Source organism: Amycolatopsis benzoatilytica AK 16/65, assembly GCF_000383915.1.
GTDB lineage: Bacteria > Actinomycetota > Actinomycetes > Mycobacteriales > Pseudonocardiaceae > Amycolatopsis > Amycolatopsis benzoatilytica.
The window spans coordinates 2,961,423-2,973,734 of sequence record NZ_KB912942.1 but is presented as its reverse complement, the minus strand read 5'-3'; the positions used below and the strand labels follow the sequence as shown (position 1 = coordinate 2,973,734).

Sequence of the window (12,312 nt, the reverse complement as noted above, 5' to 3'; positions counted from 1 at the left end):
GTAAGACCTTCGATAGAACGTTCCGCCTTGACGCTCCTCGGCGGCCTTGCCAGGCTGATGGGAGATAGAACGTTCGTTCTTGTGGAGGGTTCTCCGAGATCGTGGAGGGATCATGGTGACTGCTGTCGACTCGCCCGTTGGAGAAGAGTTCGCTCCGGCGCTGCGCCGGTTGTACTTCGTGCGCTTCGCGTTCGCCGTCGGGTGGGCGGTCGCGGTCTTCCTGACCACCAAGTCGGGTCTGGGTGCGGCCGGCGTCGTCCTGATCGTCGGGTACCCGCTGTTCGACGTGGCCGCGGCCGTCGCGGACGCTTGGTCCGCCAAGGGAGCCGGCTCGATTCGCGGTCTCTACGCGAACATGGCGATCAGCTCGCTCGCCGCTCTGGGGTTGGGCCTCGCGGCGGCTTCCGGCATTCCAGCGGTCCTGCGAGTGTGGGGCTCCTGGGCGATCGTGGCTGGTCTGGTCCAGCTGATCGTCGCCGTCGCCCGGCGCAGGATGGGCGGCCAGTGGCCGATGATCCTCAGCGGCGGGATCTCCGTGCTGGCCGGCGCCAACTTCGTCGTCAGCGCCTCCGCGGCCAACCCGGCGCTGTCCTCGGTGGCCGGTTACGCCGTCCTCGGCGGCATCTTCTTCCTCCTCTCGGCGATCCGCCTCGGCCGCGCCGCGAAGGGAGAACTGACCTGACCGGCTGCGTCGTCATCGGCACCGCCCGGCCGGGAGAGCTTGGCCGGCCGGGTGGTGCGAGGCAGTCCGACCGTGCCGATCGCCGACGAGACCCGGCCGGGCGAGTCAGATCGCGGAGCGCTCGGGCAGCGTCTCGCGGTAGCCCATCGCGTGCGAGACCTCCGCCGCGGCCTCCTTGAGATAGCGGAGCTGGATCGGCCGTTCGGTCTCGGGCAGGTGGGAGGACAGGCCGCTGATGCTCAGCGCCGCGACCACCTTGCCGAGATGGTCGCGCACCGGAACGCTGAGCGCGGTGACGCCCTCCTCGACGTCGTCCCGGCTGACCGAGTAGTCGTCCGCCCGGATCTGCTCGATCTGTTCCCGCACCTGAGCTTCGGTCGGCTGACTGCCGATGCGCCGCTGGAACGGCCCGTTCAGGTAGGCGTCCAGCTGGTCGTCGGGCAGATTCGCGAGCAGCAGCCGCGGGCCGGCGCCCAAATGCAGCGGCAACGTCCCGCCGACGCGCAAGGTGTGGGTGGCCGCATAGCGGCCGTCGAGACGTTCGAGGCAGAGACCCTCGTCCCCGCGCAGCACGGTCAGGAAGATCGTCTCTCCGGTCTTGCGGAAGACGTCGCGCATCGCGGGCAGCGCCCGGTCGCGGATGCTCATCCGCCGGGCCATCGCGCTGCCGATCCGGAACGCACCGACTCCCAGCCGGTACGAGCCCGCCGACGGCCGTTCGACGAAGTCGCCCGCGGCCAGCGTGGTCAGGATGCGATGGCAGGTGCTCTTGTTCATGTCGAGCCGGGCCGCGATGTCGCCAAGGGGCATCTCGTCGGTGGCTTCGGCGAGCAGCTCGAGCACGGCCATCGCTTTGACCAGCACGCGGACCGGGCCGGCGCCAGCCTTCTCGTTGTTCTCGATCTCGTCACGGCCGACCACGATCGGTGACCTCCCTCGCCCTCGGAAACGCGCTCACGTGCCGGAAGCTGTCGCCGACCCGGCCGGGGCCGCGCCGCCCACCTCGGCGGACCGTTCAAACCAGAAGCGTAACGTGCCGTCCAGGTCCACGATCCCGGCGTCGGAGCCCAGTCCCTGAGCGACCAAAGCCGAGGACGCGGTGCCGAGCCGGGCCGCGGACAGCAGGTCCCAGTCGCGACACAAACCGATGATGAAGCCCGCGGAGTACGCGTCCCCGCAGCCGGTGGTGTCCACCACCGGGACCGAGAAGGCGGGTACCTCTTCGGCGAGCCGGTCGCCGACCACGAGCGAGCCGTCTCCGCCGCGGGTCGCCACGACGACGTCGACTCCCTGGGCGCGGATCAGCTCGGCGCCGCGGCGCAGGTCGCCGGTGCCGGCGAGGGCGCGGAGCTGGTCGTCGTTGGGCAGCAGGTACTGCGTGTGCTGCCAGGCCGGCTTGAGGAGGTCGAAGAGATCCGGCGCGGTCGTGGTCCGGAGCAGGTCCATCGTGGTGATCGTGTCGTGTTCGCGGGCGAATTGGAGCAGCCCGGGCAGGACCGACGTCGTGAAGTCTCCGAGTGCGTCCGGGCCCCCGATGTGCAGGACATCGGCCGCGGCGACGAGGTCCCAGTCGACGTCGTCGGCGGTAAGCGCGTCCATCGCGCCGGCGGCGTGCAGGGACGGCCGTTCGCCGTTCGGCCTGATCGGCAGGATCGACGACGGGGTCGTCCGGCCGGGTTTGACCGCCAGCCGGTCGGTGACGCCGTGCTCCTCGATCAGCATCCGGACGACCCGGCCGGCGGTGTCGTCGCCGATGGCGCCCATGCTGGTGACTTCGGCGCCCAGCTTCGCCAGGTCGACCGCGGTGCCCCCGGCGGTGCCCGCCGCGGTCACCTTGATTTCGTCGAGGGCGAGCCGGCCCTGCCCGGGCGGGATCGCCGAGACCGGCCGGCCGAGCACGTCGAAGATATGCGCTCCCAGGCACACGACCTTGGGGGTCATCGCGGCGCCCTTTCGTTCTTGCGGCGGGTGACGTCCTCGAGCTCGACCGGGGTGAGGACTCGCGGCTTGCCGAGGCTGTGCGCCTGGATGTGCAGGGAGGCCAGCCACTCGAGCAGCTGGGCCCGGTGATAGGCGCTGTCGAGGGTGTCTCCGTAGGCCACCGCGCCGTGGTTCTGCATCAGCGCCGCGGTGCGGTCTTCGAGCGCGGCGTTGACTGAGTTCGCCAGCTCCTCAGTGCCGAACGTGGCGTACTCGGCGACGCGAGTGGGGCCGCCGAGCTGCAGCGCGTAGTAGTGCAGCGGGGGCAGTTCGTCGACCACGGCGGACACCGTCGCGCTGGCCAGCCCGTGATGGTGCACGACCGAGCCGGCCCCGGTATGCGCGTAGATGGCCAGGTGCATCGGCGTCTCGGACGAGGGCGGCGGGGTGTCCAGGCCAGGAAGCGGGGCGCCGCTCAGGTCGACTATGCACACGTCGTCCGCGTTCACCCGGTGGTAGGGGATGCCCGAAGGGGAAATGGCGACCAGGTCGCCGAAGCGAACGCTGACGTTGCCCGCGGTTCCGATGACGAGTCCGTCGGCGACCAGGCGGCGCCCGGCTTCGGCGACCTGCTGGCGGGCCGGTTCGAGGCCGGGGTTCACCGGACGCCGCCGGCGGGGACTGGCACAACCATGCTCGAGAACCCTTCCGATCGGTCGATGCCGACTGACCTTCGTGTCGGAGAATGATATGCGTTTCACCTAGTGAAATTAGACCTTGCCCCACCGAGGGGTGAATGTCAATCGGCTCGCCGGTGCTGATTAAGCATGGAAGCGAGCGACTCGTGGCAGCGGGTCTTGACGCGGAAGTCGGTGTCCGTTCATGCTTTCCTCATCGCGACTTGCGTTTCATAATATGAAATTGGACGGTGATTCCCTGTGAAGCTCGTCGGATACGCCGACCGGCTGTCCGTCCGTGCCGGTGAAGACGTGACCTTCCATCTGAGCTCGGAGCACGGCGAGGTCCGCCCGGAGATCGTCCGCCTGCGTCGTCCCGGTTCCCCTCGCCACCAGTCCCGGCTGGCCGAGGAGACAGTGGCCGCGGATCTGCCGGACTTGCTGACCGGCCGCCCGCAGGCGACCACGTCGGGCTCGTACGTCGCGGCTGCGGTCGGCCGATCCCTGGACGAGCTCGGCTTGGCGTTGTGGTTCCAGCCGACTCTGCCGGGCGACGATCACCGGCCGCTGGCCGCCCTGGGCGACGTCGTCCTGGAAGTGTCCGGCAGCGGGCTGCGGTTGCGCCGCGGCAGCCACGTCATCGTCGAATTGACCGTTGCGGTCGAAGAGCGCGTCTGGGCGTTCGTGAGCGCGACCGTCGACCGCATCGGTACGGCGCGGCTGGCTCTGCACCGGCCGGGGCGGGAAATCCGGGCGGCCACCGTGCAGACCGGACCGGTACATCTCGACGCCCCGGTGCTCCTGCTGGGCAGCGACGGCAAGCGCGCCGGCGGCCTCGGGCGCACGTTCAACGGCAAGGTGGCCCGGCCAGTGGTGGCCGCGACCGCGTGGCCGGAAAGCACGACGGTGGCACTCGCGGCCGGCGCCGACCCGCTCCGACTGCTCAGCGCGGCGACCAGCGTGCTCGACCTCGGCGCGGACCCCGCGGGCGCCTGGGTCCCCGACCTCGGCGAGCTCACCTCCGGTGCGGAGGTCCGGCACCTGCCCGGCCGTGGCGTGCCCGGTCCCTTCTGGACCGGCGCGGAAGCGGACTTCCGCAACGCACCGGCCGAGTTCGACGCCCTGCACCTGCATGAAGACGATCTCGCCGACGCCGGGTGGGAACCGGACCTGACGTGGACCGTCCCGGCTTCGCTGCCGACCGGCGTCTACGCCCTCAAGGTCGCCGCCGGCGACGACATCGACCGCATTCCGTTCGTGGTCACGCCGGCCGAGCACCGGGCTCCCGTCCTCGTCGTGCTGCCGACGTGGACCTACCTCGCGTACGCGAATTGGCGCACCTACGCGGAGTACGAAGAGGTGCGCGTCGGCATCTACGGCGAACGGCGCGAGCCCGACCAGCGTGACCGGTGGCTGGCCGGCCATCCCGAGTTCGGGCGCTCGCTTTACGACGTCCACACCGACGGCAGCGGTGTGTTCCACTCGACCTGGCGGCGGCCGATCGTCAATCTCCGGCCCGACTATTTCACGCCCTCCACCCGAGGGTTCCGGCACTTCGCACAGGATCTGCAGCTGCTGGCCTGGCTGGACGATCGCGGCGAGGACTACGCCGTCGTGACCGACGACGAGGTCGAACGCGAGGGCGCCGCGCTGCTCGGCCGGTACCGGGTGGTGCTGACCGGATCCCACCCCGAGTACTGCTCCGCCGGGATGCTCGATTCCTACCTCGCGTACACCCGCACCGGCGGCCGGCTGATGTACTTGGGCGGCAACGGCTTCTACCAGATCACCGCGCGCCACCCCGGCCATCCGGACTCGGTCGAGATCCGTCGCGGCCACGCGGGCGTCGCCACCTGGGTGTCCGACCCGGGGGAGGAGCACCTGTCCGCGACCGGGGAGCGCGGCGGGCTGTGGCGGATGCGGGGCCGGGCACCGAACGTTCTCGCCGGGGTCGGCTTCACCGCACAAGGACACGACCGGGCCAGCGGCTACCGGCGCTCGGAAGCGAGCACCGACCCGGCCGTGTCGTGGGTGTTCGACGGCGTCAAGGCAGGCGCAGGCGAGCCTTTCGGCGACGAGGGGCCTGGACTCGGCGGTGCCGCCGGCGACGAGCTCGACCGGGCCGACCGCACGCTCGGCACGCCGCCCGAGGCGGTCGTGCTCGCGTCCTCGGAGGGCCACTCGGAGAAGATCGTCCTGGTACCCGAAGAGATCGACCACGGCTACGCCCCGCCGCCGTCCGGCGTCCATCCGAAGGTCCGGGCCGACATCGTCCTCTTCGGACGGGAAGGCGGCGGCGCCGTCTTCTCCGTCGGCTCGATCGCCTGGTCCACCGCGATGACCCACAACGGCGGCGACAACGACACCTCCCGCGTCACCGCGAACGTCCTGGACCGCTTCCGCGACAGCGCCGGCCCCATCCTGGGCCCCGGCGCGTGAACACCACGATCGGAGACCGCACAGTGCCTCTGCAGGCTGCCCCCACCGAGCAGCTCGAACGGCTCGCCGACCGCGCGCGGTTCGTGCGCACCGAAACCGTCCGGCTCACCCGCATCGCCGGCGCCGGCCACTACAGCGCGGTGTTCTCCTGCGCCGAGCTGTTCAGCGTCCTCTACTACCACCAGCTCCGCCTCGACCCGTCCCGCCCGGACTGGGCCGAGCGCGACCGGTTCGTGCTCAGCAAGGGCCACGCCGCCATCGGCCTCTACCCGGTGCTCGCCGACCTCGGCTATTTCGACCCGGCCGAACTCGCCACCTACACGCGTCTCGGCAGCGCGTTCGGCGACCACCCGGACATGAAGCGGATCCCCGGCGTCGACTTCTCCTCCGGCTCCCTCGGCCACGGACTGTCCATTTCGGTCGGCATGGCGCTGGCCGGGCGGCTGTCCTCTTCGGACTATCGCACCTACTGCATGCTCGGCGACGGCGAGCTCGCCGAGGGGCAGGTGTGGGAGGCCGCGATGTCCGCGAGTCACTACGGCCTCGGCAACCTCGTGGCCATCGTCGACGCGAACCAGCTCGGGATCGACGGGTTCGTCCGCGACATCATGGCGGCCGAGCCCATCGAGGAGCGGTTCGCCGCCTTCGGCTGGCAGACCCACCGCGTCGACGGCCACGACCTGTCCGCGCTGCTGGACGTGTTCGCCGCGCTGCCCGAGCCGGGACAGCGCCGTCCGCAGGCGATCATCGCCGACACGATCAAGGGCAAGGGCGTCAAGCGGATGGAGCTCAGCCCGGACTGGCACGTCGGCAACCTCGTCGGCGCCGACTACGACGACGTCATGGCCGAGCTGCACCCCGAGGAGCGCCAGTGACCACGCAAGCGCAGGACCAGTCCGAAATCTTCAACGGCACCGCCAGCGTCGGGTTCAAGGACAAGCGCTCGGCCGACGGCTCCGACACCCGGGCGATCCCGGCGTTCGTCTTCGGCGAGGAGCTCGCCGACCTCGCCGAGACCGACCCGCGGATCGTCGTGCTCACCGCCGACCTCGGCCGGTCCAACCGGGCGCTGGACTTCGCGGCCCGGCACCCCGGCCGGTTCTTCAACGCCGGTATCGCCGAGAAGAACATGGTCACGGTCTCGGCCGGCCTCGCCGCTTGCGGGTACCTGCCGTTCGCGGCGACGTTCGGTTCGTTCGCGTCCCTGCTGTGCGCCGAGCAGATTCGCACGGACTGCGCGTACCCGAATCTGCCGGTGCGGATCGTCGGGCATCACTCCGGCATGTCGATGGGCTTCTACGGCACCAGCCACCACAGCCTCGAAGACATCGCGATGATGCGGTCGATCGCCGGCCTCGCCGTCGTGTCCGCCACCGACGCGAACCACCTGCGCGCGCTGCTGCGGCTGTCGGTCGGCCACGCCGGCGCGATGTACCTGCGGCTGGGCCGCGGCCGGGACCCGGAGGTCTACGCCACTGTGCCGGACCTCGTGCTCGGCCAGGCCCACACCCTGCGCGACGGATCCGACCTGACGATCATCGCCACCGGATCCGAAACCCGGCCCGCTCTGGACGCGGCCGCGTTGCTTGCGGCGCAAGGCATCTCGGCACGGGTCGTCGACATGTGGACGATCTCGCCGCTCGACCGCGAGGCGGTGCGCGTCGCCGCCGCCGAGACCGGCGCGATCCTCACGGTCGAGGAGGCCAACGTCACCGGCGGCCTCGGCAGCGCGGTCGCCGAGGTCCTCGCCGACGACGGCCTGCGAGTCCCGCTGCGCCGCCACGGCGTGCCGGACGAGCACGTGCCGGTCGGGCCGCCCGCAGCGCTCTACGCCCACTACCGGCTCGACGCGCCCGGCATCGCCGCGGTCGCCCAGGAACTGCTGAAGGGGAACCCCGCATGACCACCGCACCGGCTCTGGCCCTCGGCCAGCAGGAAACCGCCCTCCGAGACCGCGCCCGCCGGGTCATCCCCGGCGGCATGTACGGACACATGAACGTCTCGGCCTTCAGCGCCGTGCACCCGCAGTTCATGGTCTCGGGCGAGGGCGTCCGGCTCACCGACGCCGACGGCCGCGAGTACCTGGACCTCATGTGCGGGTGGGGCCCGGTCGTGCTCGGGTACCGGCACCCCGGCGTCACCGCGGCGATCGTCGAGCAGCTCGAGCGCGGCGACTGCCTCGACGGAACCAGCCCGGTCGCGGTCGATTACGCCGAGCTGCTCGTGGACACCGTCCCGTCGGCGGACTGGGCGATGTTCTGCAAGAACGGCACCGACGCCACCACCATCTGCGTCACGACCGCCCGCGCGGCTACCGGCAAGCGGAAGCTCCTGGTCGCCAACGGCGCCTACCACGGCGCGGCGCCCTGGTGCTCGCTGCGCGGCGAGGGGGTGACCAAAGAGGACCAAGCCCACCTGATCCACTACGAGTACAACGACCTCGCATCCGCCGAGCGCGCCGCGGCCGAAGCGGGCGACGACCTCGCCGCCGTCGTCGTCTGCCCGATGCGCCACGACATCAAGCGCGACCAGGAGCTCGTCGACCCCGCCTTCGCCCGCGGGCTGCGCGCCATCGCCGACCGCACCGGCGCCGCCCTGATCCTGGACGACGTGCGCTGCGGGCACCGTCTCGATCTGCGCGGCAGCTGGGAACCCCTCGGCGTCCGCCCCGACCTGACCGCCTGGTCGAAGGCGCTGGCCAACGGACAGGCGCTCGGCGCCGTCACCGGCATCGACTCGCTGCGCGACGGCGCGAAGACGATCTACGTCACCGGGTCGTTCTGGTACGCGGCCGTGCCGCTCGCCGCCGGCCTCGCCACCCTGCGGGAGCTGCGCAAGGGCCAGGCGATCCCTGACATGCTCCGCACGGGCACGCGGCTCCGGGAGGGCCTGGCTGCCCAGGCCGCGGCCCACGGGTACTCGGTCCGTCAATCCGGTCCCGTGCAGATGCCCGTTCTCTACTTCGACGGCGACGACGACCTCAGCCTGGGCACCGCCTGGGCCGAGGCTGCCGTCCGGCGCGGGGTGTACCTGCACCCGTGGCACAACTGGTTCCTGTCGGCGGCTCACACCGATGCCGACATCGACACCATCCTCGAGCGCACAGACGAGGCGTTCGAGGACATCCGCCGCGCCAGGCGGTGACCAAGCACTCGCGGTGCGGCCGCCGACCGTCGCGGCCGCACCGCGAGCAGGGGGGACACAGCAGTATCGAATGCCCGTGTCGACCAGGAGATCCCCGTGACCTACCAAGCTCCAGGCAAAACCGCCTCCGCGCTCGTCGCGCCGTCCCGCCGGCGCTGGTTCGTCTTCGCCGTCATCGCGGCACTGAACTTCGGCATCTGGCTCGACGAGGCCAAGGTCTCGCAGCTCGCGCCGTTCTGGTCCGGCACTCTGCACCTGACGCCGGTCCAGATTTCCAGCGTGCTCTCGGCCTACCTGCTCGGGTACGCGCCGATGCTGGCGATCGCCGGCGTCCTCGCCGACCGGTTCGGCTCGAAGATCCTGCTGCTGATCTGCGGGTTCGGCGTGACGATCCTGTCGGTGAGCATGGTCTTCGTGCAGACCTACACCGAGATGTGGTGGCGGAACCTCGCGTTCGGTTTCGTGTTCGGCCTGCTGCTGGCGCCCTCGTTCCGCTTGCTGGCCACCTGGTTCCCGGCGCACGAGCGGACGAAAGTGACCTCGTTGAACACCGGCGCGTGCGCCGGCATCTCCTCGATCGTCACGCCGCTGATCGCCCTGCCGATCGCGAACCACCTTTCGTGGCAGCTCGCGTTCGTCGTCGTCGCCGTCTTCACGGTGCCGCCGCTGATCCTGCTGTTCCGGATCACCGACCAGCCCCGGCGGATGCGCGGCATCAACGCCGCCGAGGTCGCGCTCATCGAGGGCACCGACGAGCCGGCCACGAGCCAGGCCGCGACGGTCGGCTTCCGCGACATGCTCGGCTTGCTGCGCAATCGCAGCGTCCTGCTGTTCGGCCTGTCGGGCCTGCTGATCAGTCCCATCTGGTTGTCGCTGAACTGGCTGTCCTACGGCCTGATCAACCTCGACAAGGTCGACCCGGACGTCGTCGCGGTCGTGCTGCCGGCCATCACCCTGATTCCGTTGCTTTTCTCGTTCGTCAACGGCCACCTTCTGCTGCGGGTGTTCCAGGGCCGGGCGCGGCTGCTCATCGCCACCGGGTTCCTCCTGGGCGGGATCGCCTTCCTGATCGCCGCGCTCGTCCCGATGGGCTGGGTGCCGTGGGCGCTGCTGCTCGGCGGCGCGGTGATGGTGGCGAACCTGATCTACTTCGGCACCATGAACGCCTACTGGGCCGAGATCGCCGGGCCGAGGTTCACCGGCGGACTGTCCGGGATCACGTCCTGCCTGCAGGTCGCGGCAGGCGTGTTCTTGGTGAACCAGAGCGGGTCCTGGTTCGACCAGAGCGTCGCCGGGCATGCCCAGCTGACCACGACGATGGTGGTGGGCGGCGTGATCATGCTGGTGGCGCTCGCGCCGGTGCTGGCGGCGAAGGAAGTCCGGGTGCAGCAGGCCCCGGCGCTGGGCGCGGTGCACTGAACGGAGTCACTCATGCACGAACCGACCTACCAAGAGCTCTCTGTCCGGACGCCGCCCGGTTCCAGCTGGGGTGTGTTCGGCGCGGAGGACGAAGCGGGGACCGTCAACCGGCTCGAGCCGGCGCACGTGGTCGACGCCGCCCGGCTGGTGCGGGACGGCCGGGTGTTCCCGCTCGACTGGGATCTCGGCCTGCCTGATCCGCCGCTGTTCGGCCGGCAGTCGATGACGCACACGGTCATCCAGGCGGACAACGGCGGCAATGACGACCGCTACGACGGTTTCTACCCGCAGGCATCCAGCCAGTGGGACGCGCTGTCCCACATCGCCCATCCGGAGCACGGGTTCTACAACGGCCGGCGAAAGGTGGGCGAAGCCAGCGACAACCTGGGCATCCAGGTGTGGGCGGAGCGGGGGATCGCCGGCCGCTTCGTGCTGCTGGACGCGGCCAGGTATCGCGCCGAGCAAGGCATCCCGATCGACCCGGGCGCGTCGGTGCCCTTCGACGCGGCGGATCTGGAAGCCGTCCGCGAACAGCACGGCGTGGATCTGCGCCGCGGCGACATCCTGCTGATCCGGTTCGGATGGACCGAGTGGTACGAGAACCTCTCCATGCCGCAACGGCGGCGGCTGGCGATCGACACCGAATCGCACGGCAGTCCGGGCCTCGCGCGTACGGAAGCGATCCTGGAATGGTTGTGGGACAACGGGATCAGTGCGGTCGCGGCGGATGTGCCGGCACTCGAGGCGCTGCCGTTCGACAACCTGCACCTCGAAGGATTCCTGCACTTCCGGCTCATCGCGCTGCTGGGCATGGCGGTCGGGGAGATGTTCTGCCTGGACCGCCTGGCGGAGTACTGCCACGAGAACGGCCGCTGCACTGGTCTGTTCACCAGCGCACCGTTGCACAAGCGAGGCGGGATCGGCAGCCCGCCAAACGCGTTGGCACTGGTCTAGGCCTCGCCCTTCGGCGGGAGGCCGGACGGATCCGGGCAGCCGGCCGGGTCCGTCCGGGTGGCCGCCGAAGGGCGGGCGAACCCGCGGACGGCCGATCGGATGGCTGCCGTCCGCGGGATTCCTCATGCCGCCAGGGCCGCGAGGACGGGGGCGAACTCCCGGGCGCGCTCTTGTTGCACAGTGAAGTAGGAGTAGCCCCAGCGCTCACGGCGCTGGTGCAGGCGCTCGACGATTTCGCTGACGCTGCCGATCAGCACGAACGGCGACTCGCGGACCGCCTTGGCCTCGATGCCGAGGGCCCGGGCCAGCTCGGCCGCCGCGGTGGTGCCGTCGTCGGTGACCAGGGCGTAGCGCACCCAGCAGTGGAATACGAGGTCGGCGATGCGATCCCCGGCGCTCTCGCGGATCCATCCGAGCTTCTCGTCGACCAGTTCGGCCAGCCCGTCGCGCGGGTCGCGTCGAGTGCTGGTCGGCAGGCGTGGGTTGATCCCGATGATGTCCGCGTGCTTCGCCGCGAAACGGAGCATGCGCTTTCCGCCGCCGGCGATGAGGATCGGCGGTCCGGCCGGGCGGTGCGGCCGGGGCAGCAGGACGAGGTCGTCGATCGCGTAGTGCTCGCCCTCGAAGCTGAACGGCCGGTCGCCGGCTTGGAAGAGACCTCGGAGTATCCGCACCTGCTCGAAGAGCCGGTCCACCCGCACGCCTGGTTCGGCCATCGGCACGCCGGATACCCGGTAGTCGTTCACCTGGTATCCGGCCCCCAAGCCGACTTCCAGCCGCCCGCCGGACAGCGCGTCGATCGTCGACAGCTCGCGAGCCAGCACCGCGGGGTGCCGGAAATCCGCCGCGAGCACGGCGGACGCCACGACCAGCGAAGTGGTCGCGGTCGCCGCGGCGGCCATCGCGGCGACCGGGCCGTAGCCTTCGTCGAAATGATCGGGAACGAAAACTGTCGAATATCCGGTCGCTTCCAGTTCGCGAACGGAGTCGGCCCACGTCATCCCCGGGAAAGGACCGAGCATTTCGATGCCGAAACGGAAGGGGGCCGGTGCCGGCGTATTCACGATGACCAAGGAT

General features: G+C 70.5%; 11 protein-coding genes. 7 read left to right on the top strand and 4 right to left on the bottom strand.

Going from position 1 to position 12,312, the window contains the following annotated elements; genetic code table 11:
- Positions 1–112: 112 nt before the first annotated feature.
- Positions 113–682, top strand: a complete 570-nt coding sequence (locus tag AMYBE_RS0113735; RefSeq protein ID WP_020659963.1) for a hypothetical protein — start codon at positions 113–115, stop codon at positions 680–682.
- Between the two features lie 105 nt (positions 683–787).
- Here the strand turns inward: AMYBE_RS0113735 and AMYBE_RS0113730 are convergent, their stop codons facing one another.
- From AMYBE_RS0113730 to AMYBE_RS0113720, 3 genes are read right to left on the bottom strand one after another with little or no spacing between them, the layout of a single operon-like run.
- Positions 788–1,603, bottom strand: a complete 816-nt coding sequence (locus AMYBE_RS0113730; protein WP_020659962.1) for an IclR family transcriptional regulator — start codon at positions 1,601–1,603, stop codon at positions 788–790.
- Between the two features lie 33 nt (positions 1,604–1,636).
- Positions 1,637–2,623, bottom strand: coding sequence for a carbohydrate kinase family protein (locus tag AMYBE_RS41635; protein WP_020659961.1), 987 nt, complete (start codon positions 2,621–2,623; stop codon positions 1,637–1,639).
- Complete coding sequence (locus AMYBE_RS0113720) at positions 2,620–3,264, bottom strand: class II aldolase/adducin family protein (protein ID WP_020659960.1); 645 nt, start codon at positions 3,262–3,264, stop codon at positions 2,620–2,622. The genes AMYBE_RS41635 and AMYBE_RS0113720 overlap by 4 nt, the downstream gene beginning before the upstream one ends.
- A 276-nt stretch (positions 3,265–3,540) precedes the next feature.
- On the opposite strand from AMYBE_RS0113720, the gene AMYBE_RS43350 reads away from it, so the two are divergent.
- The 6 genes from AMYBE_RS43350 (at position 3,541) to AMYBE_RS0113690 (ending at position 11,235) form a co-directional block, all read left to right on the top strand.
- The gene (locus AMYBE_RS43350; protein ID WP_020659959.1) at positions 3,541–5,718 is read left to right on the top strand and encodes a N,N-dimethylformamidase beta subunit family domain-containing protein; all 2,178 of its coding nucleotides are present in this window, start codon (positions 3,541–3,543) and stop codon (positions 5,716–5,718) included.
- Positions 5,715–6,593, top strand: a complete 879-nt coding sequence (locus tag AMYBE_RS0113710) for a transketolase (RefSeq protein ID WP_020659958.1) — start codon at positions 5,715–5,717, stop codon at positions 6,591–6,593. Before AMYBE_RS43350 ends, AMYBE_RS0113710 begins: the two co-directional genes overlap by 4 nt.
- Positions 6,590–7,621, top strand: coding sequence for a transketolase family protein (locus AMYBE_RS0113705; protein WP_020659957.1), 1,032 nt, complete (start codon positions 6,590–6,592; stop codon positions 7,619–7,621). The genes AMYBE_RS0113710 and AMYBE_RS0113705 overlap by 4 nt, the downstream gene beginning before the upstream one ends.
- Positions 7,618–8,862, top strand: a complete 1,245-nt coding sequence (locus AMYBE_RS0113700) for an aminotransferase class III-fold pyridoxal phosphate-dependent enzyme (protein ID WP_020659956.1) — start codon at positions 7,618–7,620, stop codon at positions 8,860–8,862. Before AMYBE_RS0113705 ends, AMYBE_RS0113700 begins: the two co-directional genes overlap by 4 nt.
- A gap of 96 nt (positions 8,863–8,958) precedes the next feature.
- Complete coding sequence (locus AMYBE_RS0113695) at positions 8,959–10,281, top strand: MFS transporter (protein ID WP_020659955.1); 1,323 nt, start codon at positions 8,959–8,961, stop codon at positions 10,279–10,281.
- A gap of 12 nt (positions 10,282–10,293) precedes the next feature.
- Complete coding sequence (locus tag AMYBE_RS0113690; RefSeq protein WP_020659954.1) at positions 10,294–11,235, top strand: cyclase family protein; 942 nt, start codon at positions 10,294–10,296, stop codon at positions 11,233–11,235.
- Positions 11,236–11,357: 122 nt separating this feature from the next.
- Here the strand turns inward: AMYBE_RS0113690 and AMYBE_RS0113685 are convergent, their stop codons facing one another.
- Positions 11,358–12,299 carry a TIGR03621 family F420-dependent LLM class oxidoreductase gene (locus AMYBE_RS0113685; RefSeq protein ID WP_281172076.1) on the bottom strand — a complete coding sequence of 314 codons (942 nt, stop codon included), beginning with the start codon at positions 12,297–12,299 and terminating at the stop codon, positions 11,358–11,360.
- Between the last annotated feature and the right edge of the window lie 13 nt (positions 12,300–12,312).